Source organism: Microbacterium pumilum (assembly GCF_039530225.1).
GTDB classification, from domain to species: domain Bacteria; phylum Actinomycetota; class Actinomycetes; order Actinomycetales; family Microbacteriaceae; genus Microbacterium; species Microbacterium pumilum.
This window is the reverse complement of record NZ_BAAAOH010000001.1, coordinates 2140945-2165160: the sequence shown is the minus strand read 5'-3', so window position 1 is coordinate 2165160 and position 24216 is coordinate 2140945. Positions and strand designations below refer to the sequence as shown.

Sequence of the window (24216 nt, the reverse complement as noted above, 5' to 3'; positions counted from 1 at the left end):
GCGACCCAGCCGAGGACACCCCGGCAGCGAACCGCTTCGGCGTCTGCTGCGGCATCTTCGTCTCCACAGCCCTCAGCCCGCTCCCGGCAGGCGACCATAGGATCGAGACATGGCGGGATTCTGGGGCAGACGCAAGCGCGAAGAGCAAGCGGCACTCGATGCACAGGACGCGGACATCGCGCGTCAGGCGCAGAAGTCGCTCGTCTCGGCCGACGAGCGGATCCGTCTCACGACCGATGAGCTGGCGTTCGCCGAGGCTGAACTCGGGTACGAGCCGACGGGAGAGCTGCGCGCGGCGCTGGAGTCCGTGCGCACGCACATGGCGGAGGCGTTCCACCTTCACCAGCTCAACCACGACGAGATCCCCGACACACCCGAGGAGCTGCGCACCCGCAACGCGCGGATCGTGCAGCTGTGCGAGTGGGCCGAGGACCTGCTCGACGATCGCACGCAGGCCCTCGCCGAACCCATCGCACGCGCACGGCGCGCTCCGGAGATCATCGCGGGCGTGCGGGCGGATGTCGTGCGGCTCCGCACCCGCATCCCGACGGCGCGCGAAACCGTCGAGCGACTTGCCGCACGGTATTCGGCCGACGCGCTGAAGCAGGTCGACGAGAACCCCTCGCAGGCCGAGCAGCTGCTGAGCTTCGCCGAGCACAGCGCCGCGGTGTCGGAACGCCGCCGCGAGGCCGGCCAGCGCGAGCAGGCGAATCTCGCCCTCGAGGCGTCCACCGAGGCCGCTCGTCGCGCCGCGACGCTCCTCGACGCGGTCGAGACGTTCGAGGTCGAGGCGCTCCGCGCGGAGTCCACGCTCTCGGCGATCGTCGAGGACTCCCGTGACGACCTCGTCGTGGCCAGGACGGCTCCGCAGGTGCCCAAGGTGCTTGCCGCCATGGCCGAGCTCGAAGCGGCGCTGAAGGCACTGCCCGCGGCGGGCGTCAACACCGACCCCTTCACGCAGCTGACCAGGCTTCGCGAGGCCAACGGCGGACTGGATGCCGCCATCGCGGTCGCGCGAGAGCGCCTGGCACGACCGATTCCGCCGGTCGAGCACGTGCGCCACGCCATCGACGATGCCGACCGGCAGCTTGCCGTGACCCGCGATGTGATCGCCGGCCACCGCGGCTGGATCGGCGCCGATGCCCGCACCCGACTCGCCGAGGCGGAGCGCATCCGCGTCGACCTCGACCGCTACCTCGGCACCTCGGCATCCGCCGCACTGGCGATCGACGAAGACCACCGCGAGGAGGCGCTCGCAATGGCGCGTCGCGTCGCGTTCCTCGCCAACGAGGGCCTGCAGCTCGCGCAGCGCGACATCGATGCATCCCGGCCGCAGGATCCGCGTGGTCCGGATCAGGGCTGGGGCGGACGCCGAGGCGGCATGGGCGATGGCATGGGCGGCATCCTGGGCGGCCTCGTCATCGGCAGCCTGCTCGGCGACATGTTCGACGGCTGAGTCTTCGAGGGCTCCGTCTTCGAGCCCTCGGTCGCCCGCGCTGAGTCGCCGGCCGATCGGATGCCGCGGGTCGCGGCATCCGATCGCTCATGCCGGCGCTACGAGGCGAGCTCCTCGGGCGGAGCGCTGGCGGTCAGCGAGATGACGCCGTAGTCCCAGCCCTTGCGGCGGTAGACGACGCTCGGATGGTCCGTGCGGGAATCTATGAACAGGAAGAAGTCGTGGCCGACCAGCTCCATTCGGTCGACAGCGTCCTCGAGACTCATCCACTCGGCACCGAACTCCTTGGTGCGGATCACCACGGGGGTGTAGTCGGCTTCCTCCTCGTTGCCCGTGATGATCGGGATCTCTCCGGTCGCGACAGCCCGGAGCACGTCTATGGATGCCGGCTGCACATCGATCCCCTCGATGGCGCCGCTGCCCTTCTCGTACTTGGCGCCGCGCGGGTGCTGGCGAGCATCGACACGCTTGTCCTTGGCGCGACGAAGCTGCTCGCAGAGCTTGTCGACCGCGAGATCGAGGGCGGCGAACTTGTCACCGTCGGTGGCTTCGGCTCGAACCAGTGGACCCTTGCCCGTGACGGTGAGTTCGACGGTGTCGTCCTCGACACGACCGTTGTGATAGGCGCGATGGGTGACCTTTATGTCGACGCGCTGAGCGCGTGGAGCGAGGTGCTCGATGCGGAGGGCCTTGTCTTCGACAACCGTGCGAAACCGGTCGGTGATACCCACTCCCACGCCGACGATGCTGGTTTCCATCCTTGACCTCCTTGTTCCGGTCCACCCGGTCAAGGGCGGACCCTGAGTCGCCTTGTCTCCCCCACGCTAGCCCTGTGCCTGCCCGAAGTCACCCATGAGTTTGGGATGTGTCGCCGTGTCACGCGCACCCCGCGCGCCGCGCCGTGGAGTGGCCGCGATCGTGGCAGCGCCGACGACGACGGCTCCCGCGGCCTCGAGCGCACGCACCGCTTCCGCGAGCGTCGCGCCGGTGGTGACGACATCGTCGATGACGATCACTCGACGGGATGCGGCATCCCGCGCCCGCAGGCTTTCCGCCACGTTGACGCGGCGGCGATCGTGATCGAGACCACGCTGGTCGGCGGTCTGTCGTGTGTGAACGAGCAGCGGCGACACTCGAAACCCCGCACGCGCGGCGACGAGGTCGACCACGCGGTAGCCGCGCCGCCGGAACGCGGCGCGGGATGTCGGGATCGGCACGAGCACCGCCGTCGGGTCGGCGATCGCAGCCACCGCGGCAGCGAGCGCGGGCGCCAGAGCGCGTGCGAGACCCGTGCGCCCGTCCTCTTTGAGCGCGCGCAGGACGCGCGCCGGTATGCCCTCGAACCTGAGCCCGCTGCACACCGCGACGCGTGTCGCCCCGGCCGCCGATCGATGGGCGACGGGGCGCAGCGCGGCGGTGCACCCCTCGCAGAGTGCGACATCCGGCTCGTCGCAACCAGCGCACGAGACGGGCAGCACGAGCGCCAGCGCCTCGACCACGGCGGAGCGTATCGTCTCGGCGAGCCACCCTGCGGAGTCCATGCGAGAACGATGCGCGCTCTGTTGGCGGTGTGCAGTCCAAGCGCCATGTGCGGTGGATGTCCGACCCCGAGTCGGCCGTTGGGGAGGAGCCGACTATCCCGCTGGCATGCCCTGCTGGGTCGCGAGCACCAGGACGCCGGATGCCGCCTGCTGCCAGTTCGTGCCACGTCGGACATAGAGCACGCCGTCATCGCCCCGCAGCCGGACGGTCGAGACCCCGCTGGCGCCCGCGAGCGAGGCGATCCCGGCCGGTGCGGCCGTCGTCGTGGCCGGTCCACCGACGAGCTGCGCGAGGACCAGCGATGCCTCGCCGCTGTGCGACAGCACCCCGACCGTGTTGTCGTCGAGCCACGCCACACCCACTCCGATGCCGCTTACCGCGCCGATCGAGATCGGCACGCCCAGTCGCTGCGGAATCCCGTCCTGACCTCGCACGACTCCGGCGATCCACACCTCGGAGCTGCCTCCCGTCGTGACGGCGGCCGCCATCCTGGTGCCATCGCGCGACACGGCCATCGAGGTCACCTGCGTGGCGCCCGGCCACGCGTCGGCGACGTCCACCCGCGTACCATCCAGCGGATACGCGACCATCGCCGCGGGCTGCGTGCGCGGAACGCTCCAGACGATGTCGAACGGGTCGATCGTCGGATCGATCAAGCCGGCGCGGGTGTCGAGCTCGTCCGATGATCCGTTCGCGCCCTGACGAGCGACCGTGCCGTCGGTGAGACGCATGGCCGCCCAGTCCCGCTCCGCGGTGACCTGTATCGACTTCGGAGAGACCGTCTCCACCACCGCGCTCAGGCCGGGCACGGTCTCGAGCTCGCCGCCGACCAGGAACCCGAGACCGTCGTCGGTGAGCACCAGCGAGGGACCGGTCACGCGGGTCGAGCGCACCGGCACCGGCTCGGCGGTGATCGGTGTCGTCCCGACCGACAGCTGCACCTCGGTGACGCCCGCGGTGGCGAGGCTCGCCTCCAGCTGCGTGAGCATCCGGTCCGTCGTGTCGGGCGGGACGGCGAGCGCTGACTCGCTGAGATCGACCTCGGCGACGCCCGATTCGACGGGTACGGAGGGCCGCGCCGACACGCTCTCGGGGAACGCGGTCTTGGTCGCGTCCGCGAGCCAATCGCTCCGCGGCCCGTTCACGAGGGCGGCCGTGACGCTCGTCGCGGCGTTGCCGGTCGGGAACCAGCGCACGTCCGGGACGAGGTACTGCCACGTCGGATCGAAGTACATCAGCGAGTAGTTGTGGAAGACGGTGGGGAACCTGTCCTGGTCGAGCACGACGCCGTCACGGACCTGCGTGATCCGCCATTCGCCGTCCTCTTGCCGTGCGAGCTCGAAGGGAAGCGGGGTGGGACCCGCGTCGGTCCGCTCGTACACCCCGTTGCTGTCGACCGTGGCGACCGCCACCAGCGACAGTGTCACCGAGTCCTCATCGGTCGACGAGTAGACGCGGTCGCTCAGGATGTCGACGGTCACACTCTCGGTGGGCTGCCAACTGTCGCGGATCGCCGGCGCGAGGAATTCGCGTGCGCGCTCCCAGTTCTCGGCGAGGCCCGGACCCGAACCGGCTCGGATGAAGCCCTGGACGATCTCTTCGGGTGTCGCGCCCGGCTGCGGCCGGTCGGGCAGGAACGAGAAGTCCGGCGGCGCGGCGTCCTCGTCGAGGGCGAGGCCGGGGTTGACCTGGCCGCTCGTGGGCAGTCCGACGCACGCCGAGAGCACCAGCGCGACCGAGAGCACGAGTAACGACAGGATGCTGCGCTGCCCGCTCATTTCGCGGTCCCCCGGGCTGCGGCATCGCGCGTCGGGTGGGTCGCTCCGCCCCGAGGGTCCGGCTCGCTGCGCAGCACGTCGATCGGCTGGGTGCGGCCGAGCGCGTCGACCGCGCTCGCGCTGTCGTCGCCGGGGTCGGTGGGGATGGGCGAGGGGCCCGTGAGCCTCGTGCCCCGCCTCGGCAGCGTCAGCACGAAGTTCGTCCCCCGGCCGGGCTCGGACCAGACGGAGAGCTCGCCGCCGTGCAGGCGGGCGTCGCCGAGTGCGATCGACAGGCCGAGGCCCGTGCCGCCGATGGTCCGCTTGCGTGACGGGTCCGCACGCCAGAACCGGTCGAACACCCGCTCGACATCCTGCGTCGTCATGCCGAGGCCGTAGTCGCGCACGCCGAGCGCGACGGCCTGCTGGTTGCTGTCGACCGTCACCACGATCGGGCGTCCTTCGCCGTGCTCGATCGCGTTGCCGAGAAGATTGCGCACGACGCGCCGGACCCGTCGCGGGTCCATGTCGACCGGCGAGTATCCACCAGGGGCGACGAGACGCACATCGGTGCCGTGCTGGTCGGCCAGCTGCTGCATCGAGGCGATGACGTCTTCGGCGAGGTGCGCCAGGCTCGTGGCCTCGAGCTCGAGCTGCACCGAGCCTGCATCGTAACGGCTGATCTCGAGCAGATCCGTGAGCAGGGTCTCGAACCGCTGCACCTGCGCGTTCAGCAGTTCGGCCGCCCGGGCTGTGGCCGGATCGAAGTCGTCGCGCTGATCGTTGATCATGTCGGCCGCGAGCCGGATGGTCGTCAGCGGTGTGCGCAGCTCGTGCGAGACATCCGACACGAAGCGCTGCTGCACGAGCGACAGGTCGGCCAGCTCCTTGATCTGCGACTCGATGCTGTCCGCCATCGCGTTGAACGAGCGGCCGAGTGTCGCGAGCTCGTCCTCCCCGCGCACCGGCAGGCGCACGCCGAGCTCACCGGCCGCGAGCCGGGCGCTGGTATCGGCCGCTTCGCCGATAGGCGTCGTCACCGACCGCAGCACGAACCAGGCGATGCCGCTGATGAGCAGCACCAGACCGACTCCGACGATCCACAGCGTGCCGAGCACGAACCCGAGGGTCTGCGACGCGTCGCCCAGGTCGTACGCGAGGTACAGCTCGTAGGCCCCGACCTCGGGCACCTGCAGCTGCTGACCGACGACGATGCCCGGCACCGTACCGTTCTCGGTCGGAAGGGCGACGGACTGCCACCACTGCTGGTTCTCGTCGCGGCGCACCTGGTCGCGCAGGTCCGCGCTGAGGATCTCTTCGAAACGGGGGTCCGTGGTCCAGTCCTGAGGCGCGTTCGCCACCGGCGGGCCGATGCGGAACGCCGCGAGCACGTCGCTCGAGGACTGCTGCGCGATGATGCCGCGAACGCTGTCCATGAGTCCCTGCAGCTGCACGCTGTCCCCCTGCGGCGCCGCGTTGTCGAGCGTCGCCTGAGCGGTGGCTGTCGCCCGCTGTGCGGCCGCCTGCACCTGGCGCAGTCGCGAGCCGAAGAGATCGTTCTGGATGGCGAGCGCCATCCACACACACGCGATCAGCACCGCGAGTGCGGTCAGCGTGAGGGTGATCAGGATCGTGCGGAAGCGCAGCGAGCGCCGCCACAGCCTGGCGAGGTTGTCGGGCCATGCGCGCCAGTCGCGCCAGTCGATCAGCGTCGGACGGGATGTCGCGCTGCCGGCGGTCGCGGACGCCACGGGCACCTCACACGACGGCGCCGGCGCGGTAGCCGACACCGCGCACCGTCGTGACGATCTTGGGGTTGTCGGGGTCGAGTTCGACCTTCGCGCGCAGTCGCTGCACGTGCACGTTGACCAGTCGCGTATCCGCCTTGTAGTGATAGCCCCAGACCTGCTCGAGCAGCATCTCGCGCGAGAACACCTGCTGTGGCTTCGCCGCGAGCGCCACGAGCAGTTCGAACTCGAGCGGCGTGAGGGCGATCGTCTCGTCGGCACGGCGGACTTCGTGAGCAGCGACGTCGACGGTCAGGTCGCCGATCCTGAGCACGTCGCTGGCGGGCTGGCCCGAGGGACGCAGTCGGGTGCGGATGCGGGCGACCAGCTCTTTCGGGTTGAACGGCTTCACGATGTAGTCGTCGGCGCCGACTTCGAGGCCGCGGACGACATCCGCTGTGTCGGTGCGAGCGGTGAGCATGATGATGGGCACGCCGGACTCCCCGCGCACCCGGGTGCAGATCTCGATGCCGTCCATGCCCGGCAGCATGAGGTCCAGGAGAATGAGGTCGGGGCGCTCCGAACGCCACACATCGACCGCCTTCGCGCCGTCGGCGCAGAACACCGTGTCGAACCCCTCGGTCCGCAGCACGATGCCGATCATCTCGGCGAGGGCGGTGTCGTCATCGACCACCAGGATGCGTGAAGTCATCTAACGCGTTCGTCCTTTGCGTTTCGGCAGGGCGGTGGAATCGGGACGCCGTCCCCTGCGCTCTCCACAGAGTAATGGACACCGGCTGGGCACATGCCGAGCGTGCTGACGTGCCGCCGGGCGCGCCGCATCCGGTATGACACGATAGTGGCTGAGCCCGAGGGCCACGCGTTCCGCGCGATCGGTCCCATCCGCACGGGCCACCCGATGCACGAGGGGATGCTGTGACCGCGTATCCGGCCTGGACACCGGCCTCCCGACCGGGGATCATCCCACTCCACCCCCTGACCTTCGGCACGATCCTCGGCCGCTCGTTCGTCGCGCTGCGGCAGAACCCGCGCGTGCTGCTGGGGTTCGCCCTCGTGGTTCAGACCCTCGCCTACATCGTGGTCATCGTCGCGGTCGCCGCGGTCGCGTGGGCGTCGTTCTCGCGCCTCGACACGCTCGAGCCCGGCACCGACGACTTCGACACGGTGCTCGCCGGCTCGATCGCGATCACCGCGATCGCGGGCGTCGTGCTGGGCCTCGCCGCGGGCGCGCTGAGCGTCATCGTCCAAGGCATCGTCATGACCGAAGTGGCCCACGCCGCGGTTGCCGAGCGACTGACCCTCGGCGGACTCTGGCAGGCCGTCAAGCCGGTCGCCTGGCGCCTCTTCGGCTACGCCGCGCTGCTCGTGATCGCGGTGCTGGTCGTCGTCGCCCTCCTCGCCCTCGGCATCTTCGGGATCGCCGTCGTGGCGCCCCCCGCAGCGATCGGCCTCGCGGTGCTGGCCGTCCTCGCGGCCATCCCACTGCTGTGGTGGCTCTCGACGAAGCTGCTGCTCACACCCGCAGCGATCATCCTCGAGGGCGCCACGATCCGGCAGGGGATCGCTCGCTCGTGGCGACTCATCCGGGGCCGGTTCTGGGTCGCCCTCGGCGTCATCCTCGTGATCGGCATCACCTTCAATGTCGTCGCGCAGGTGATCGGCATCCCGTTCTCGCTGCTGTCATCCGGCCTCACGACGATCATCGCGCCGACCGGTGACCCCGACCCGTCTGCCATCATCGCCATCGTCATCACTCTGCTGCTGACGCAGATCGTCACGTTCCTCATCCAGTCGGTGGCGGTCGTGGTGCAGTCGACTGCGACGGCGCTCGTGTACATCGACTGCCGGATGCGGCACGAGGGTCTCGACCTCGACCTTCTCACGTACGTCGAACGGCGGGATGCCGGAATCACAGGGCTGCCGGACCCCTACCGCGAGCACATCGGCCGTGAGATCGCGCCACGCGTCCCCGTCGCCTACCCGCGGCCCGGGTATGCACCACACCCCGGGTATGCAGCACAGCCCGCGTATCCGCAGGCCGGGTATCCGCAGCCCGGGTACGCCGTGCCCGGGGATCCGCAGGCCGGTCCGGCGTACGCCGTGCCTTCCGGACAGCCGACACTGCCGCCGCCGCCCGGTTACCGGCAGGTGCCCCCGGCTCCGCCGCAGCCGGTCGCAACGGTCGCGGGTGGGGAAACTCCCCCTCCTCCGACGAGCTGGGTCGCGCCGGAAACGTCATCCGATCGCGACGACCGAGAGTCGCCGTGGGGCTGACGGCGACCGTCGCAGGACTGCGGACACGGCTGGCCGACGTCGGCCCGCTCACGCCGAGCGGCGATGAGGCTCGCAGGCTGGCCGAGAACGAGCTGGCGAAACCTGTATACCAGGCGGCGGAGCCCACGGTGATCGACCGCATCGCACGTGCGGTCGGTCAGTTCTTCGAGCGGCTCTTCCAGGTCGAACTCGGCGGCGGGTGGGGATCGGCGTTCGCCATCGTCGCCACCATCCTGGTCGTCATCCTCATCGTCGTCGCGTTCATCGTGTGGGGCCGTCCCCGAGCGGTTCGCAGGGCTGCTGCTCCGCCTGCGGCGCTCTTCGGCGAGACCGAGAGTCGTTCGGCCGACGAGCTGCGCCGAGATGCGGCATCCCGCGCCTCCATGGGCGAGTGGGATGCCGCGGTCGTCCTTCGCTTCCGGGCGCTCGCACGAGGGGTCATCGAGCGCGGCGCCGTGGACACTCCCCCCGGTGCCACCGTGCACGCGTTCGCGCGTGCGGCGGGGCGTGCGTTCCCCTCAGCGGCGGTCGAACTCGAAGCCGCTGCGACCGCGTTCGACGACGTGCGGTACCTGCGACGGCCGGGAACGGCTGAGCTCTATCGACGCGTCGCCGAGATCGACGACCTCGTGGTCGCCACGCGACCCGTCGACGCCGACAGCGCCGGGGTTCCGGTATGACCGCGGTCGCTTCCACACCGACGCGCCGCCGCAGCGCGATCGGATGGTTCGCGATCGGCCTCATCATCGTCATCGTCGGCAGCGTCGGTGCCGCACTCTCGGGGCTCTGGAACTGGAATCAGCGAGAGGCGCTCGACCCTGAGTCCGCCGGTCCCCTGGGCAGCCTGGCTCTCGCCGAGATCCTCCGAGAAGAAGGCATGCAGGTGATCGTCGCTCGCGATCGCGAAACGGCGGCACGCGAACTCGACGGCCGACCCGCGACCCTCGTGCTGCCCGACAGCCCCGCACTGTCAAATGCCGCCGTCCTCGCGCTCGCCCGCATCGCAACGGACGTCGTGCTGATCGAGCCGCGCTCTCGCACGCTGCATCTGCTGATGACCGGGGCCGCCACGGCAGGCGTCTCCGCGAACGGTCCCGTCGAACCCGGATGCGATGTGGCGGATGCCGTCCGATCCGGACCCGTCGCACCGCGTGCCGTGTTCACGGCAGAGGGCGGCGAGGCGATCTCCGAGTGCTACGCCGCGGCGGACGGTTTCGGCTTGCTCGTGGGTCCTGCACTGCAGGACGCGAGCGCCGGGCGGGTTGCGGCGATCGACGGCCGGGCGCTCTTCACGAACGAGAGTCTCGCCGAAGACGGCAACGCCGCACTCGCCCTCAATCTGATGGGACGGCATCCAGCCGTCGTCTGGTACGTCCCCAGCCTCGCCGACACGGACCTGGCCGACGGCGATCCGTCGCTCGGCGAACTGACGCCACCGTGGGTGACCCCCGTGATCGTCCTGCTGCTCGGCGCCGGCCTCGCTGCGGCGCTCTGGCGCGGCCGGCGGTTCGGGCCGCTCGTCGCGGAGCGACTGCCGGTGTCGGTGCGCGCGTCCGAGACCACCGAGGGAAGGGCGCGGCTGTACGCCCAGTCGCGCGACGCCCTCCACGCCGCCGACCAGCTGCGCATTCCGGCGCTCGGGCGCATCGGACGTGCTCTCGGCCTCGGGACTGGCGCGTCGGCGGCCGAGATCGCGGATGCCGCGGCCGCCCGTACCGGGCTCGACCGCGCCGCCGTGCGCGGCACCCTGATCGACGACATCCCCCGCGGCGACGCCGATCTCGTCGCGCTCGACACTCGCCTGCGCCACCTCGAGGACGCGGTCCACGCCGCCGTCCGACCGGAAAGGAACCCCCGATGACCGACCTTCCTCCGCCGCTGCCCTCCGACGACGCGGCCCTGCGAGACGCCATGAACCGCGTCCGCATCGAGGTCGGCAAAGCGGTGATCGGTCAGGACGGCACCGTGACCGGCCTGCTCATCGCGCTGCTCGCACGCGGCCACGTGCTGCTCGAGGGCGTGCCGGGTGTCGCCAAGACGCTCCTCGTGCGATCACTGAGCGCGGCACTCGGACTCGAGACCAAGCGCATCCAGTTCACTCCCGACCTGATGCCCGGCGACGTGTCGGGGTCGCTCGTGTACGACGCCCGCACCGGCGAGTTCGAGTTCCGCGAGGGACCCGTGTTCACCAACATCGTGCTCGCGGACGAGATCAACCGGACGCCGCCGAAGACGCAGTCGGCTCTTCTCGAGGCAATGGAGGAGCGACAGGTCTCGACCGACGGTGTCACCCGCCCGCTCCCCGACCCGTTCCTGGTCGCGGCGACCCAGAATCCCATCGAGCACGAGGGCACCTACACGCTGCCGGAGGCCCAGCTCGACCGATTCCTGCTGAAGCTGGTCGTCGACCCGCCGCCACGCGATGCCGAGCTCGCCGTGCTCCGCCGACACGCGAACGGGTTCGATCCCCGCGACCTCGCCGCCGCGGGACTGCGGCCGGCCGCGAGCGCGGACGAGATCCGCGCCGCACAGCGGGCCGCGGCATCCGTCACGGTCTCGGATGATGTCCTCGGCTACGTCGTGGATCTCGCTCAGGCCACGCGACGCAGCCCTTCGGTGCAGCTCGGCGTGAGCCCGCGCGCTGCGACCGCTCTGCTCGCCGCTGCGAAGGCGTGGGCGTGGCTCGGCGGATACCCCGCGATCACGCCCGATCACGTCCAGACCATGCTCGTCCCGACCTGGCGCCATCGCGTCCGCCTCCGGCCGGACGCCGAGCTCGAGGGGGTTTCGGTGGACGCGGTGCTGGGCTCGATCCTGCAGCAGACGCGCGTGCCGATCTGAGGCGGAACGCCCACCACGACCCATCCCGAATGGAGGTGTCCGAGATTCCGGACCAGCCCAAGACCCGCAGCAGCCTGTACGTCACGGGCCGGTTGCCGCTGCTCGTGGCGATCGGCGCGGTCCCCGTCGTGCTCCTCTCGGGCGCGGGCATCGACCCCGCGCTCGTCGCCTGGGGTTGGGGAGCGGTCTGCACTGTGCTGACCCTCGCCGACGCTGTGGCCGCACCGGACCCTCGGATGCTCACCGTCGAGCGGCGCATTCCGCGACGGGTGCTGCTCGGGCAGCGCGCGGACGCCGAGCTGAGGCTGCGGAACACCGGCTCGCGCACCGTGCGCGGACGCGTGCGGGATGCCTGGCAGCCGACGGCGGGCGCCCCCCGCGACCACCCCGTGATAGACATCCCGCCGGGTGAAGGCCGCACGATCGCGGTCCCGCTGCTGCCACGCCGTCGGGGCGAGCTCACATCGAGGTTCGTGATCGCGCGGTCGGATGGCCCGCTGCGGCTCGCGGGCCGACAGCTCCGCATCGACTCGGCGGGCGCGATCCGGGTGCTGCCGCCGTTCACCGCCCGACGGCATCTGGCGTCGCGCCTGGCCAGACTGCGCGAGCTCGACGGCAACACGAGTGTGCAGGTGCGCGGCCAGGGGACCGAGTTCGACAGCCTCCGCGAGTACGTGCGGGGCGACGACGTGCGGTCGATCGACTGGCGGGCGACCGCGCGCGCATCCACGACGATGCTGCGCACCTGGCGGCCGGAGCGCGACCGTCATGTGGTGATCGTTATCGACACCGGTCGCACGGCTGCGGCGCGGGTGGGCGACGGCGTGCGCATGGATGCCGCGATGGAGGCCGCGCTGCTGCTGGCGGCGCTGGCAACCCGCGCGGGAGATCACACGCACCTGCTGATGTTCGATCGTGTGGTGCGCGCCCGCGTCACCCGCGTCGACGGTCCGGGGCTGCTGCCGGCTCTCGTCGATGCCATGGCGGCGGTCGAGCCGCAGCTCATCGACACGGACTGGGACGCGGCGTTCGCGCACGTGCGCGGTCTGACATCCCGTCCGTCGCTCGTCGTGCTGCTCACGGCGCAGGATGCCGCCGAAGCGGCTCGCGGATTCCTCGGATCGCTGCCGGGGCTCACCCGCCGCGCTCACGTGCTCGTCGGCACCGTCACCGATGAGTCGCCCGCGCCGCCCGAGCGACCGGATGCCGCCGACGTGTATCGCGCCGCCGCCGCCGAACGTGCCGATCGCGACGCCGCAGCGGTCGCAGCGGCGATCGCCCGCGCCGGCGCAGAGGCCATCGCAGCCGACCCCGAGCACCTTCCGCCGCGCATCGCCGATCGCTATCTCGCGCTCAAGGCGGCCGGAAGGCTCTGAAACGTGCTTCGCTTCGGATTTCGACGAGACCGGGCGCGGTTACCTGGGAGTCTGCTGAGTATGGCCTAGGCTCGGGCCGGGGCATTCCCTCGTTGCCCCGAAACCAATCGCGAAGGAGATGCGCCGTGAGCGACCCCCGCCCCGAGAAGCCGATCGAACCGACTCCTCTCGAACACACGCCCTCCGCGCCGTCCACCGGGGCGACCCTCGTCGCCGAGGCGTTCGGCACGTTCCTGCTCGTGCTCGGAGTCGTCAGCACGGCTCTGTTCGCCGCCGGCTTCGGCGAGGGGACGGATGCCGCGAACAAGGGCGTCGGATTCCTCGGGGTCTCGCTCGCCGTCGGTCTCACCGTCGTCGCCGGCGCCTACGCGTTCGGTCCGATCTCGGGCGGCCACTTCAACCCCGCGGTCACTCTCGGCCTGGCAGCGGCCGGTCGCTTCCCGTGGAGCAAGTCCATCGGCTACATCATCGCGCAGATCATCGGCGGTGCGGTGGCGACGACCCTCGTCGTGCTGATCGGCCTGTACGGGCCGGACAACTGGCTCGGCAACGCCCAGGACGGCGGCTTCGCGTCCAACGGGTGGGACTCGCTCTCGCCCGCAGGATTCGGCATCGGTGGAGCCATCGTCGTAGAGATCCTGTTCACGGCGCTGTTCGTCGTCGTGATCCTCGGTGTCACGCACCCGACCCGCGGCAACCCGGCCTTCGCGGGACTCATCATCGGCCTCACACTGACGCTGATCCACCTGGGCACCATCCCGATCGACAACACGTCGGTGAACCCGGCGCGCTCGATCGCGACGGCGATCTACGGCGGCCCTGAGGCAGTCTTGCAGCTGTGGGTCTTCATCGTGTTCCCGATCGTCGGCGCGCTCATCGCAGGGTTCGCGTATCGCGCGCTCTTCGACAGCGCCAAGAAGGACTGATCGTTCGCGGAAGGACCCGGTCATCGACCGGGTCCTCCTGCATGTCCGCGCTCAGCGCTTCACATGCGCCCCGGTCTGCAGCCGTCGCGGGACGGCTGTCAGCCCGCGACGAGAGTCGGCGTGCCGGCCTCGTACTCGGTGAGATCCCCGTCCTGGCCATTGCGGTACGCGCGTCCGCCGACGACCAGCATGTAGACGAGGAACAGGGCCAGCGCGGCGGCGCCGATGCCGATCTTGACCGGCCACGGCCACGGCTGCGCCGTGACGAACCCTTCGATGAGTCCCGATACTCCGAGCACGACGACGAGGCCCAGTGCGATCGTGGCCAGCGATCGACCAGCCGATGCGAGTGCTTCTGCTCGAGAGCGGGGACCCGGCGCGACCCAGGACCAGAAGATCTGCAGTCCCGCGGCGCCGGCGACGAAGATGCCCGTCAGCTCGAGCAGCCCGTGCGGCAGGATGTACAGCACGAACACGTCGGCCTGCCCGAATGCGGTGAGCACGGCTGCGGCCGTTCCCACTCCGATCGCGTTCTGCACGAGCACCGCGATCGGCCAGAATCCGGTGATGCCGAACATCACGCACTGCGCGGCGATCCAGGCGTTGTTCGTCCACACGGTGCCCGCGAAGACCGCCGCGGGGTTCTCGCTGTAGTAGTCGGTGAAGTCGCTCTCGGCGTACTGCTCGAGCTGTGCCCGGCTGCCGAGACTCGCGACCAGCGCGTCGTCCTGCGAGATCCACAGTGCGACGACGACGGTGACCGCGATGAAGCCCACGGCGATCACGAGCGTGGTCCACCGCACGCGGTACAGCGCGGCAGGCAGCTGCTGCGCGAAGAACCGCGGAATCTGCCGCAGCACGTTCTCCGGCGCCCCGGTCAGCCGCAGGCGCGCGCGCGCGAGAATCGTCGACACGTGGTCGCCGTGCGCCGTGCGTCCGGCGGAGGTCTTCACCTCGGCGAGATCTGCGGATGCGGCCCGATATCGCGTGACCAGCTCATCGACCTCGCGCCCGCTGAGGCGGCGGGTGCGGCTCAACTCATCGAGCCGGGCCCACTCCTCACGCCGGGCCGCGGTCAGGGCATCGAGATCCATTTGGTTTACTGTACCCATGCCCGCCGAACGTGCCGCCGCGCGCGTCCACGCGGTGGAGATCCACCAGGACGAGATCCTGACGGGAGAAGCCGTCGCGCTGGACGTGCAGCCGATCGGATACTTCCTTCGAGCTCTCGGCGTGCTCATCGACATGCTGCTCGGCGTGATCGTCTTCGTGCTGTTCGGGCTCGTCGCTTCGTGGCTGGTCGGCCAGGGGATCCTCGACGACGCGATCCTCCCCATCCTCGCGATCGTGGTGGTCGCTCTCGTGATGGTCGTCATCCCGACCGTCGTCGAGACCGCCTCCCGCGGTCGCAGCCTCGGCAAGCTCGCGGTCGGGGGACGCATCGTCCGCAGTGACGGCGGCGCGTCGGGCTTCCGGCACGCCTTCATCCGAGCCCTCGTCGGCGTGCTCGAGCTGTGGCTCACGGTCGGTGCCGTAGCCGCCCTGGTGGGCGCCTTCACGCCGCGCTCGCAGCGGCTCGGCGATCTCATGGCGGGCACCTACTCCGAGCGCACTCGCACCCCTCCGCTTCCCGCCTACTCCCCCGGTATCCCGCCGGTGCTGACCGAATGGGCTGCAGGAGCGGATGTCGCCCGCCTGCCCGACAGGCTCGCGCGACGGATCGCGCAGTTCGTCGGGCACGCCGAGAAGATGGCGCCCGCGCCCCGTGCGCGGGTCGCGGAATCCCTCGCCGACGAAGTCGCAGCACACGTCTCGCCGGTGCCCGGGGGCGACCCCGAGACGTTCATCCGAGCCGTCGTCGCTGTCCGCCGCGATCGGGAGCTGCGCGCCCTGCAGCTCGAGGCGCAGCGGGTCGCCACCCTCACGAGTGCGACGACCGGTACTCCGCGAGGATTTCCGGAGCGCTGACCGGGGGTCAGTACCGGTAGTGGTCGAGCTTGTAGGGCCCGTCGACCGAGACGCCGAGGTAAGCCGCCTGCTCATCCGTCAGGGTGGTGAGCTCTGCGCCCAGCGCCTGGAGGTGCAGGCGTGCGACCTTCTCGTCGAGGCTCTTCGGCAGCGTGTACACCCCGATCGGGTACTCGTCGCGGCGGGTGTACAGCTCGAGTTGGGCGAGCACCTGATTCGCGAACGACGCGCTCATGACGAACGACGGGTGACCGGTCGCGTTGCCGAGGTTCATGAGCCTGCCTTCGCTCAGGAGCAGGATGCTGCGCCCGTTCGGCAGGCGCCACTCGTGCACCTGGGGCTTGATCTCGATGCGCTCCGCGCCCGGGATGGCGGCGAGTCCCGCGACGTCGATCTCGTCGTCGAAATGCCCGACGTTGCCGACGATCGCGAGGTGCTTGAGGCCCAGAAGGTGGTCGACCGTGACCACGCGTGTGTTCCCGGTGCCGGTGATGACCATGTCGACGTCGCCGATGACCGACTCGAGCCGCGCGACCTGGAATCCGTCCATCGCCGCCTGGAGTGCGCAGATCGGGTCGACCTCGCCGACGATGACGCGGGCGCCCTGTCCGCGCAGCGCTTCGGCCGCGCCCTTGCCGACGTCGCCGTAGCCCACGACGAACGCCACCTTGCCGCCGATGAGCACATCGGTCGCCCGGTTCAGGCCGTCGGGCAGCGAGTGGCGGATGCCGTAGGTGTTGTCGAACTTGGACTTCGTGACGGAGTCGTTGACGTTGATGGCGGGGAACAGCAGGTGACCGGATGCCGCGAGCTCGTACAGTCGGTGGACACCCGTCGTGGTCTCCTCCGTGACGCCGATGAGCCCCGCGGCGATGCGAGTGAAGCGCTGCGGATCGCGAGCGATGCTCGCGCGGAGCAGGTCGAGGACGACGCGGTACTCCTCGGAGACGGCAGCGTCGGTCCCTGAGAGCGTCGACGGGTCCGGAACCGCGCCGGTCTCCTCGAACTGCACGCCGCGGTGGACCAGGAGCGTTGCGTCGCCGCCGTCATCGAGGATGAGGTTGGGCCCGTCGAAGCCTTCGGCCGACCAGTCGAAGATGCGATCGGTGCAGCGCCAGTACTCCTCGAGGGTCTCGCCCTTCCACGCGAACACGGGCACGCCCGCGGGTGCGTCGACGGTGCCCGTCGGTCCGACCGCGACGGCCGCGGCCGCTTCGTCCTGCGTGGAGAAGATGTTGCAGCTCGCCCACCGCACCTGTGCGCCGAGCGCCACCAGGGTCTCGATGAGCACCGCGGTCTGCACGGTCATGTGAAGCGAGCCGGCGATGCGCGCACCGGCGAGCGGCTGCACCGGTCCGAACTCTTCTCGGAGGGCCATGAGCCCCGGCATCTCGTTCTCGGCGAGGCGGAGCTGGTGACGTCCCGCCTCGGCGAGCGACAGATCGGCGACGTCGAACGGAAGTGGCCGGGCGGAAACCTCGGCAGCGGATGTCTGCGGCATCCGCCCATTGTTCCACGGCCGATCTGCTCGGCGGCTGCCGGAGCGGGGCGATCGCGGCGGAGTCAGCTCACAGTCGGAGCGTCTCGTGGCGGACGACGACCCATCCCTTCGGCACCGACAGCCGATCCGTGTGAATGGCGCACAGGTCGTGGGCGTGCGGGTCGGCGGCGGCGCCGAGCGGGCCGATCGCGGCCATCTGGTCGTTGTAGTCGTACGTCAGCGTCGTGATGGCCTCGCGGGCGCATCCGACTTTGGAGCACAGTCTGTCTCGCATCGGCTCCACGCTATCGACCGTGCCCTGCGGGGCCGCGATGCCGCGCCGAGCCGCCCGTAGGATGGTGCCATGGCATGGCGGCGCACCCGGAGCACGGAGCCCGCGCCCGCTCGCCGCTCCCGGCACGGCCGGCACGGACGCGAGGGGCGCAGCCCGGTCGTGAGACCGCCCCTGCCACCGCTCGACACGCGGGTGGACCGGTTCGACCTCGCCGTCGGGACGGCGGCTGAGTTCCTGCGATCGGCATGGTCGGAACTGCGCGACGTCAGCTTCGAGATCGCCGACATGCCGGGCGCAACCGACGATGACGGCATCCCCCGCTGGACGGTGCTCTCGGACGAGAAGCGCATCATCCTGTACCGGCTGCCCATCGAGCGTCTCAGCCACCTGCATCGCAACGACGACCTGCACCGCCGCATGATGATCGAGGGCTGCGTGTTCCGTGCCGCGGCCGAGTACCTCGATCGCGACCCCTGGGATCTCGGTCCCGAGCGCTTCCGGTTCTTCTGAATCGCCCGGCGGCCGAACCGTCGGAAGGACGGGTGGGCGCGGCTACGGGTATACGACGATCGGCGGGGCAGCGGCATCCGCCGGCCACAGCGGGAAGCCCGCCAGCCCGCTGTCCGACGTGAGGGAGAGCCCGGCACGGATGCCGCTGGCATCGGGTGCGAACGAATAGACCTCGTCGGGCGCCAGTCGCACCGGCGTTGAGCCGAGCGCCGGAACCGTCACCTCGAGCCGGAACGACTGATCCTGCGACGTGAGCGACACGACTGCCGGATCGCTCGACGGGTTCACGAGCGTGAGAAGCGGCGGCGGTCCCGGCGGCGTCGCGAAGAGGCTCGGCACCGTCACAGAGGGCGACGCCTCGTACCAGGCGAAATCGGAGCCCTCATCGAAGCCGGTGGTCTGCCAGACCGCCGAGACGACCGGCTGGTCGGCTGTCACGTCGACGATGTAGGTGCCGGCCGGAAGCCCGCCGAGCTCGAGCTCGGCGGGCTGGGCAGCCGCGAGCGGAAGAGCCTGCGGTGCGATGGCGGGTTCCGACGAACCGACCTCGGTCACCGTCACCGTCGCTGTCGCCGCGACGGCCGGCGACAGCACGCGCAGCACCGTCGTGGCATCGGATTCACCCGGCGCGGCGCTGGTGGTCACGGTCACGCCCGCAATCGTCTGCGCAGCCTCCGGCGCGGGCACGGCGCCGACCTGATCCACACCGCCCGGCGTGAGCGTCCGCGTGATGCTCGCCTGCAGCGAGGCGCGTACCGGGGCGCCGACCGCCGAGACCCTGATCACGGGTGCGGCCTCGCCGAGCACGAGTCCGGCAAGAGGGACGAATCGCTGAGTGCCGGGGGCCACGACCACGTCGGCGCCCCCCTCCGGCGCCAACGCGCCGCTCGCGCCGTACGTCGTCAGCTGCACCGTCGCGGGCACCGCGCCGGGGTTCGAGAGCACGACGATGTCGGCGGCTCCCGTCGCGGCCGACCCGCCGACGAGCCACGACTCCATCAGCGCGGGGCGGCACGCGGATGCCGCGAAGCCGGCGATGTCGTCGGCAACGACCGACGACGACCCGGAGGCCGCGACATCCGTCCGCGCGCGGCCCTGGGGTGGGGCGGTGAACACGGCGGCGCCTTCACCACTCGAGAGCTCCGGGGCGGTGAGACGCGTCTCTTCGGGAGCCGGCGCACCTTCGGCGACGCCCGTCGTGAGCTGCTGGGTGGTCGCCTCGGCGATCTGCGCGGCATCCTCGGGATTGCGTCCGACTGCGAGCAGTCCGCCGTCGCACGCGATGACGGTCGCCGCCGGCGCGGGCGTCGCCGACAGGCGAACCGGCTCGCGGACCACCGTCGGCCATGGCAGCGACACCGCCGTGACGACGGCGACGACGGCGACGGCCGACGCGACGGTCGCCGCGAGGATCCGGGCACTCGTGGTCGCCCAGCGGAACACGCGCCGATCGCTCATCGCCCCTCCCTCCAGTGCGGTCCGACGATCCGCGGCGTGCGGCGGGCGGCGCGGCGGGAGGCGGACGTCGGGAGGGCGAGCAGAAGCGCGATCCCCACGACGAGCACGTCGGCCAGGGCGATGGAGCGCGCGATGTTCGCGACGTCGGCGGCGACGGCGGGCCTGTCGGACACGTCGGTCGTCACCCGCCAGAGCGACCCTTTCGCGGTGTCCCCTACCGCGTCGAGCGTGTCGCGCTGATCGAGTGCGGTCGATCCCGCCAGCCGCATCGCGCGCGCCGCATCCGATTCCGGCGGCGCTGCGGGCGCGAGCAGGACGAAGCGGATGCCGTCATCGGCGAGTTCGGCGACCACATCGTCGGCAGAGCCGCTCACCAGGTCGGCCGTCATGTTGGCGAGCTCGACGTCCTGCGGAGTGGGGTGGGTCGCGGTCGAGATGATCGTCGACTGCCCGCCCAGTGTCTCGCTGCCGCCCCACACGACCTGCGACGAGACACCACCGGAATCCTGCGGCGTCAGCACGATCGTGCCCACCTCGGAGTCGCGGCCCTCGGCCGCAACGTACGCCGGAAGACTGCTGTCCGGTCCGTTGGTGATGAGTATCACACCGCGGGCCATCGAGGTCAGTGCTGGTGCCGCCAGCACGACGATGCACACGCACACCCCGGCCGCTGCGAGGATCCTCGCGAATCGCAGGCGGGGTGCGAGCCCCGCGTCGAGGGCCACGAGCGCGCCGCCGAGCACTCCGAGCCATGCCAGGCTCAGCCCGGTGCCCGGCCACAACGGCACCGCGGTCGACTGGGCGAAGAGCACCCAGACGCCCACGGCGGCGAACGCCGTGGCCAGACCGAGCGCTGCGACCACGAGCATGGCGATGCCGGCTGCCCACCGTTGCGTGAGGGGTGCGACGAGTGCGAGCAGCGCGAGAGGCGCCGAGAGCAGGGGAACCCACCACGTCGGCCCCTCGGGCAAGATCACGCTCCACCCCGCCAGGTCGGGCGTGGGGATCCCGGCGGCGAGCAGGGCACGGCCCGCGCTGTCGGCGGCGACCTGTGGGCCGAGCCACGGCACCCCGGGGTCGGCGATGAGGCCCCACACATCGCGAGACGAGACGGCATGCCAGACCAGCGGCACCGCGAAGACGACGGCTGGGATGACGCACCAGACCAGTCGCGCGAGGCCGGCGCCGGCGCGCAGCACGACGGCGAGGACGATGGCGCCCGCCCACAGCACCACGAGCGCGGGAGCGAGCGACGGCGCCGCGGCGATCACAGCGACGAGCAGGAGGGATGCCGCGCCGGCAGCGGACCACGACCTGTGGGCGACGGCGCCGGCGTAGAAGAGCCACGGCAGGAGGAGATGTGCGATCACAGCCGCGGGACGGCCCTGTGTCAGGGCGGCCAGCAGCGTCGGCGCGAGCGCCCAGACGATGCCCCCCGTGAGGCGGAGGCCGGAGCGCTCGGTGACCCGGGTGGCGGCGAACCACCCGCCGAGGGCCGCGAGCGGGAGCGCGAGCACCCACAGCAGCACGATCGCCCGCGAGGGCTCCCACGGAGACAGCGAGCCGAGAACCGCGACGACCGCGGCGAACGGGTCGGCAGGGCCGATCGTGTCGATGCCCAGCGCACGCTGACCGTACGCGGCATCCGCCCACAGCTGCGACACCGTGGCCCGGAGCGGTTGCAGTGCTCCCCCGCCCAGCACCGGCCACGCGAGCAGAGCAGGGAACGCGGCCACGGACGCCGCGAGTGCACCCAGGACGAGCCATGCCCCGCCGCCGGAGAAGAAGCGCAGGTCGCTGCGGCGATATCCGCCCGGTGCCTCGTCGGGCTCGTCGTCGAGCGAGTGCCGGATCGCCGACCAGCTGGTGCGGAGCGGTGCGAGCTGGGCCCAGCCTGCGCGCCGCGTCCTGGAGATGCGGCGCCGGGCGCGTGCCACGGCGCCGATCCGCACGAGCGCCACGACCGACGCTGCCCACTCTGGCCCGATGAGGCCCGGCTCCTTGCGCACGAGCTGTCCGATCGAGCGCCAGACCGCGAGCGGGAGGATCGACAGCCAGTGCAGGGGCACCGTGAACGCCGGCGCGTAGACGAGGCGGCGATGCAGCTGTGCCGTCCTTGTCGCATACGCGCGGCGGCGTCGCCGCTGCGCCGTGAGCGGAGTGGGAAGACTCGCGACTCCGTCGCCGGCGACGGCGACGATCGCCGTCGGGACGAGCGTCACGCGGGCGTCCGAGAGACGCGCCCGGACCCCGAGGTCGAGGCCTTCGTCGGCGCCGATCAGGGCGGGGTCGAGTCCGCCCAGATCGCGCCACGCGTCGGAGCGGGCGAGGATGCCGCGGACGTCTGCCCCGAGCACGTCCTCTCGGGCATCGTGCTGCCCCTGATCGAGCTCGCCGTCGGCGAGCGGCGCCGTCCGGCCGAATCGGGTCATGGAGAGCCCCAGCGAGACGATCTCAGTGCGGTCATCCCACCGCACCAGCTTGGGCGCCACGAACGCGACCGACGGTGAGAGCTCGAGCGACCCGGTCAGGCGGCTCAGCGCGTCCGGCTCCGGTGCCGTGTCCTGGGCGAGCAGCCACACCGCGTCGCCGTCCAAGCGGGGCGCGACGAGGTTGATCGCCGCGGCGAAACCCGTCGCGGCCGGGGCATTCACGACCGACTCGGCGCCCGACGCCGCAGCGACTTCGGCGACTCGTGCGTCGTCGCCGCAGAGCACGATCGTCAGGACATCGACGGGTCGCGTCTGATCCGCCAGGGCTGCGAGCGTCCGCCGCAGGTGGAAAGCTGCGGGGGTGCGGCCGTCGGGGCGCGCGACGAGGATGGCGTGGACTCGGGGCGGCATGACGTGGTCAGCCTAGGCGCGGGCGCGGGGCACCCTGCGGTGTACGCGCCGCGGGTGCGAGATCGGATGGCCCTCGCGGCAGCGCGCCTGGTCAGCTGGCGTGGCGCTTGAGCTTGCGGCGCTCGCGCTCGCTGAGCCCGCCCCAGATGCCGAACCGCTCGTCGTTCTGCAGCGCGTACTCGAGGCACTCGCCGCGGACGTCGCACGACGAGCAGATGCGCTTGGCATCGCGCGTCGAGCCGCCCTTCTCGGGGAAGAACGCCTCGGGGTCGGTCTGCGAGCACAGCGCGTCGGTCTGCCACGACAGCGGATTGCCGTCTTCGACCTCGAGAGGTCGGCGGACCCCTGGGACACCCAGGTTGACCGGATCGACGAACCAATTGTCGGGAACGCCCGATCGGTATTGCGATGCCGTCATGTCGTTCTCCCCCCGTGAGCCCCCTGCACGCAGGTCAGCGTGTACTGGTAATTACACCCGTGTAGTTCGCCGCGGTCAAGTCGCAGATACTAAAGCCTCAACCACCTCTTGAACCTTCACGACGCGCCGACGGCGTGTCGCATCCCGATAACGCTCAGCGCGAAACCGTCGGCCGCGCACCGGGCAGAGCGATGAAGACCTCCCCGTCCCCCTCGATGCGGAGCGCGCCCTCGTCGGGCGTCACGAGCACGGCGGCTCCCGGGCGGAGCACGACCGATGTCTGCAACCCGCCCTCGAGAGATACTTCGCCGACTGTGGCAAGGGCGATGCCGACGCCGTCGATCGGCACCGAGACGGGCGAGCCGGCGGTGACCCGCGCGACGAGCAGGGTGAAGTCGCCGACCGGCACTGCGTATCTTGCGAGTCCCTCGCCGATCTCATCGGCGTGCAGGAGCGCAACGGGTCCGGGCGTCGGATCCAGCACGGCCAGCAGCTCGGCCACATCGATGTGCTTGGGAGTGAGGCCGCCGCGCAGCACGTTGTCGCTCGCAGCCATCAGCTCGACGCCCAGACCGCTGAGGTAGGCGTGGAGGACCCCTGCGGGGACGAACAGCCCCACGCCGCGCGGGATCGTCACGAGGTTCATGAGGAGGGCCACGATGACGCCAGGGTCCCCCGGGTATGCGGAATCCAGCTCTCGCACCAGGTCGAGTTCCGCCGCGAACTCGTCCGATCGACCCTGGGATGCTGCGGCGATGAGACCAGGCGCCGCCGTCCGCCCGTCCTCCGACAGGACCCACTCCAGGACTGCGTCGAGGGCAGCATCCGGCGCGCTCAGGCGCTCTGCCAGTTCGCGCGCGCCGGCCCCCAGCCGTCCCACCAGCCGGCGGGTGGCATCCAGTTCGCGGAGCCCCGCCAGGGCCCGGAACGTCTCGCTCACCGCGACGATCAGCTCGGGCTTGTGGTTCGCGTCACGGTAGGTGCGCTCGGCCGCGTCGCGCGGGATGCCCGCCGACTCCTCACGCTCGAACCCGACCTCGGCCTGCGCCTTGGACGGGTGGACCTGGATCGAGAGGGGGGATGCCGCGGCCAGCAGCTTCAGCAGATAGGGCAGGTGATCGGGCACTCCGAAGCGCGCGCCCTCGTCGGCGATCCACGCATCGAGCGAGCGCCCGTCGGGGATCGTGGCCGGGTCACCGGGATGATCGCCGAACCACACCTCGGCTTCCGGGCGGCCCGAAGGAGTCCGGCCGGTCAGCTGTGCGAGCAGCTCGGTGGATCCCCAGTCGTAATCGCGAGGTTCGTTCGACAGGTCAAGCAGCAT

At 70.9% G+C, this 24216-nt stretch carries 21 protein-coding genes; 9 read left to right on the top strand and 12 right to left on the bottom strand.

Annotation, left to right across the window (positions count from 1 at the left end; genetic code table 11):
- Positions 1-109: 109 nt before the first annotated feature.
- The gene (locus tag ABD188_RS09435) at positions 110-1456 is read left to right on the top strand and encodes a coiled-coil domain-containing protein (protein ID WP_344061029.1); all 1347 of its coding nucleotides are present in this window, start codon (positions 110-112) and stop codon (positions 1454-1456) included.
- A 98-nt stretch (positions 1457-1554) separates the two neighbouring features.
- Here the strand turns inward: ABD188_RS09435 and hpf are convergent, their stop codons facing one another.
- From hpf to mtrA, 5 genes are all read right to left on the bottom strand, one after another.
- A complete protein-coding gene (gene hpf, locus ABD188_RS09430; RefSeq protein ID WP_344061026.1) occupies positions 1555-2214 on the bottom strand; it encodes a ribosome hibernation-promoting factor, HPF/YfiA family in 660 nt (219 codons plus the stop codon).
- A gap of 66 nt (positions 2215-2280) precedes the next feature.
- Entirely contained in the window at positions 2281-2997 is a 717-nt protein-coding gene (locus ABD188_RS09425) for a ComF family protein (RefSeq protein WP_344061023.1), read from the bottom strand.
- Between the two features lie 93 nt (positions 2998-3090).
- Positions 3091-4776: an LpqB family beta-propeller domain-containing protein gene (locus ABD188_RS09420; RefSeq protein WP_344061020.1), complete on the bottom strand. Its 1686-nt coding sequence runs from the start codon at positions 4774-4776 to the stop codon at positions 3091-3093.
- On the bottom strand, positions 4773-6506 hold the full coding sequence (mtrB, locus tag ABD188_RS09415; RefSeq protein WP_344061017.1) for an MtrAB system histidine kinase MtrB: 1734 nt from the start codon (positions 6504-6506) through the stop codon (positions 4773-4775). The genes ABD188_RS09420 and mtrB overlap by 4 nt, the downstream gene beginning before the upstream one ends.
- Positions 6507-6513: 7 nt before the next feature.
- Positions 6514-7194: an MtrAB system response regulator MtrA gene (mtrA, locus tag ABD188_RS09410; RefSeq protein WP_344061014.1), complete on the bottom strand. Its 681-nt coding sequence runs from the start codon at positions 7192-7194 to the stop codon at positions 6514-6516.
- Between the two features lie 224 nt (positions 7195-7418).
- On the opposite strand from mtrA, the gene ABD188_RS09405 reads away from it, so the two are divergent.
- The 6 genes from ABD188_RS09405 to ABD188_RS09380 all read left to right on the top strand — a co-directional run bounded on the left by ABD188_RS09405 (position 7419) and on the right by ABD188_RS09380 (position 13920).
- Positions 7419-8777 carry a glycerophosphoryl diester phosphodiesterase membrane domain-containing protein gene (locus ABD188_RS09405; protein WP_344061011.1) on the top strand — a complete coding sequence of 453 codons (1359 nt, stop codon included), beginning with the start codon at positions 7419-7421 and terminating at the stop codon, positions 8775-8777.
- Entirely contained in the window at positions 8768-9457 is a 690-nt protein-coding gene (locus ABD188_RS09400) for a DUF4129 domain-containing protein (RefSeq protein ID WP_344061008.1), read from the top strand. The genes ABD188_RS09405 and ABD188_RS09400 overlap by 10 nt, the downstream gene beginning before the upstream one ends.
- Positions 9454-10638 carry a DUF4350 domain-containing protein gene (locus tag ABD188_RS09395; RefSeq protein WP_344061005.1) on the top strand — a complete coding sequence of 395 codons (1185 nt, stop codon included), beginning with the start codon at positions 9454-9456 and terminating at the stop codon, positions 10636-10638. Before ABD188_RS09400 ends, ABD188_RS09395 begins: the two co-directional genes overlap by 4 nt.
- The gene (locus ABD188_RS09390) at positions 10635-11618 is read left to right on the top strand and encodes an AAA family ATPase (protein WP_344061002.1); all 984 of its coding nucleotides are present in this window, start codon (positions 10635-10637) and stop codon (positions 11616-11618) included. The genes ABD188_RS09395 and ABD188_RS09390 overlap by 4 nt, the downstream gene beginning before the upstream one ends.
- Before the next feature lie 74 nt (positions 11619-11692).
- Entirely contained in the window at positions 11693-12994 is a 1302-nt protein-coding gene (locus ABD188_RS09385; RefSeq protein WP_344066975.1) for a DUF58 domain-containing protein, read from the top strand.
- Positions 12995-13119: 125 nt separating this feature from the next.
- Positions 13120-13920, top strand: coding sequence for an aquaporin (locus ABD188_RS09380; protein WP_344060999.1), 801 nt, complete (start codon positions 13120-13122; stop codon positions 13918-13920).
- 98 nt (positions 13921-14018) lie between these two features.
- Here the strand turns inward: ABD188_RS09380 and ABD188_RS09375 are convergent, their stop codons facing one another.
- Positions 14019-15014: a stage II sporulation protein M gene (locus ABD188_RS09375; RefSeq protein WP_344060996.1), complete on the bottom strand. Its 996-nt coding sequence runs from the start codon at positions 15012-15014 to the stop codon at positions 14019-14021.
- Between the two features lie 16 nt (positions 15015-15030).
- Here ABD188_RS09375 and ABD188_RS09370 point away from each other — a divergent pair, with 16 nt between their 5' ends.
- The gene (locus ABD188_RS09370; RefSeq protein WP_344060993.1) at positions 15031-15888 is read left to right on the top strand and encodes an RDD family protein; all 858 of its coding nucleotides are present in this window, start codon (positions 15031-15033) and stop codon (positions 15886-15888) included.
- A 7-nt stretch (positions 15889-15895) separates the two neighbouring features.
- Here the strand turns inward: ABD188_RS09370 and ahcY are convergent, their stop codons facing one another.
- Positions 15896-17389, bottom strand: a complete 1494-nt coding sequence (gene ahcY / locus ABD188_RS09365) for an adenosylhomocysteinase (protein ID WP_344060990.1) — start codon at positions 17387-17389, stop codon at positions 15896-15898.
- A gap of 67 nt (positions 17390-17456) precedes the next feature.
- On the bottom strand, positions 17457-17663 hold the full coding sequence (locus tag ABD188_RS09360; RefSeq protein ID WP_344060987.1) for a DUF3499 family protein: 207 nt from the start codon (positions 17661-17663) through the stop codon (positions 17457-17459).
- Between the two features lie 69 nt (positions 17664-17732).
- On the opposite strand from ABD188_RS09360, the gene ABD188_RS09355 reads away from it, so the two are divergent.
- Positions 17733-18173 (top strand): metallopeptidase family protein, encoded by a 441-nt coding sequence (locus tag ABD188_RS09355; RefSeq protein ID WP_344060984.1) that lies wholly within the window; start codon positions 17733-17735, stop codon positions 18171-18173.
- Between the two features lie 42 nt (positions 18174-18215).
- Here the strand turns inward: ABD188_RS09355 and ABD188_RS09350 are convergent, their stop codons facing one another.
- The 4 genes from ABD188_RS09350 to manA all read right to left on the bottom strand — a co-directional run bounded on the left by ABD188_RS09350 (position 18216) and on the right by manA (position 24216).
- The gene (locus tag ABD188_RS09350; protein WP_344060982.1) at positions 18216-19631 is read right to left on the bottom strand and encodes a DUF5719 family protein; all 1416 of its coding nucleotides are present in this window, start codon (positions 19629-19631) and stop codon (positions 18216-18218) included.
- Positions 19628-22474: a glycosyltransferase family 2 protein gene (locus ABD188_RS09345; protein WP_344060979.1), complete on the bottom strand. Its 2847-nt coding sequence runs from the start codon at positions 22472-22474 to the stop codon at positions 19628-19630. The genes ABD188_RS09350 and ABD188_RS09345 overlap by 4 nt, the downstream gene beginning before the upstream one ends.
- Before the next feature lie 91 nt (positions 22475-22565).
- A complete protein-coding gene (locus tag ABD188_RS09340) occupies positions 22566-22892 on the bottom strand; it encodes a WhiB family transcriptional regulator (RefSeq protein ID WP_344060975.1) in 327 nt (108 codons plus the stop codon).
- Between the two features lie 154 nt (positions 22893-23046).
- Positions 23047-24216, bottom strand: a complete 1170-nt coding sequence (gene manA / locus ABD188_RS09335; protein WP_344060972.1) for a mannose-6-phosphate isomerase, class I — start codon at positions 24214-24216, stop codon at positions 23047-23049.

Excerpts from the sequence above, each read along its gene's own strand:
- ABD188_RS09435 (WP_344061029.1), top strand. The coding sequence starts at position 110 with ATGGCGGGATTCTGGGGCAGACGCAAGCGCGAAGAGCAAGCGGCACTC.
- hpf (WP_344061026.1), bottom strand. The coding sequence starts at position 2,214 with ATGGAAACCAGCATCGTCGGCGTGGGAGTGGGTATCACCGACCGGTTT.
- ABD188_RS09425 (WP_344061023.1), bottom strand. The coding sequence starts at position 2,997 with ATGGACTCCGCAGGGTGGCTCGCCGAGACGATACGCTCCGCCGTGGTC.
- ABD188_RS09420 (WP_344061020.1), bottom strand. The coding sequence starts at position 4,776 with ATGAGCGGGCAGCGCAGCATCCTGTCGTTACTCGTGCTCTCGGTCGCG.
- mtrA (WP_344061014.1), bottom strand. The coding sequence starts at position 7,194 with ATGACTTCACGCATCCTGGTGGTCGATGACGACACCGCCCTCGCCGAG.
- ABD188_RS09395 (WP_344061005.1), top strand. The coding sequence starts at position 9,454 with ATGACCGCGGTCGCTTCCACACCGACGCGCCGCCGCAGCGCGATCGGA.
- ABD188_RS09390 (WP_344061002.1), top strand. The coding sequence starts at position 10,635 with ATGACCGACCTTCCTCCGCCGCTGCCCTCCGACGACGCGGCCCTGCGA.
- ABD188_RS09375 (WP_344060996.1), bottom strand. The coding sequence starts at position 15,014 with ATGGATCTCGATGCCCTGACCGCGGCCCGGCGTGAGGAGTGGGCCCGG.
- ABD188_RS09370 (WP_344060993.1), top strand. The coding sequence starts at position 15,031 with ATGCCCGCCGAACGTGCCGCCGCGCGCGTCCACGCGGTGGAGATCCAC.
- ahcY (WP_344060990.1), bottom strand. The coding sequence starts at position 17,389 with ATGCCGCAGACATCCGCTGCCGAGGTTTCCGCCCGGCCACTTCCGTTC.
- ABD188_RS09360 (WP_344060987.1), bottom strand. The coding sequence starts at position 17,663 with ATGCGAGACAGACTGTGCTCCAAAGTCGGATGCGCCCGCGAGGCCATC.
- ABD188_RS09355 (WP_344060984.1), top strand. The coding sequence starts at position 17,733 with ATGGCATGGCGGCGCACCCGGAGCACGGAGCCCGCGCCCGCTCGCCGC.
- ABD188_RS09350 (WP_344060982.1), bottom strand. The coding sequence starts at position 19,631 with ATGAGCGATCGGCGCGTGTTCCGCTGGGCGACCACGAGTGCCCGGATC.
- ABD188_RS09345 (WP_344060979.1), bottom strand. The coding sequence starts at position 22,474 with ATGCCGCCCCGAGTCCACGCCATCCTCGTCGCGCGCCCCGACGGCCGC.
- ABD188_RS09340 (WP_344060975.1), bottom strand. The coding sequence starts at position 22,892 with ATGACGGCATCGCAATACCGATCGGGCGTTCCCGACAATTGGTTCGTC.
- manA (WP_344060972.1), bottom strand. The coding sequence starts at position 24,216 with ATGCTGCTTGACCTGTCGAACGAACCTCGCGATTACGACTGGGGATCC.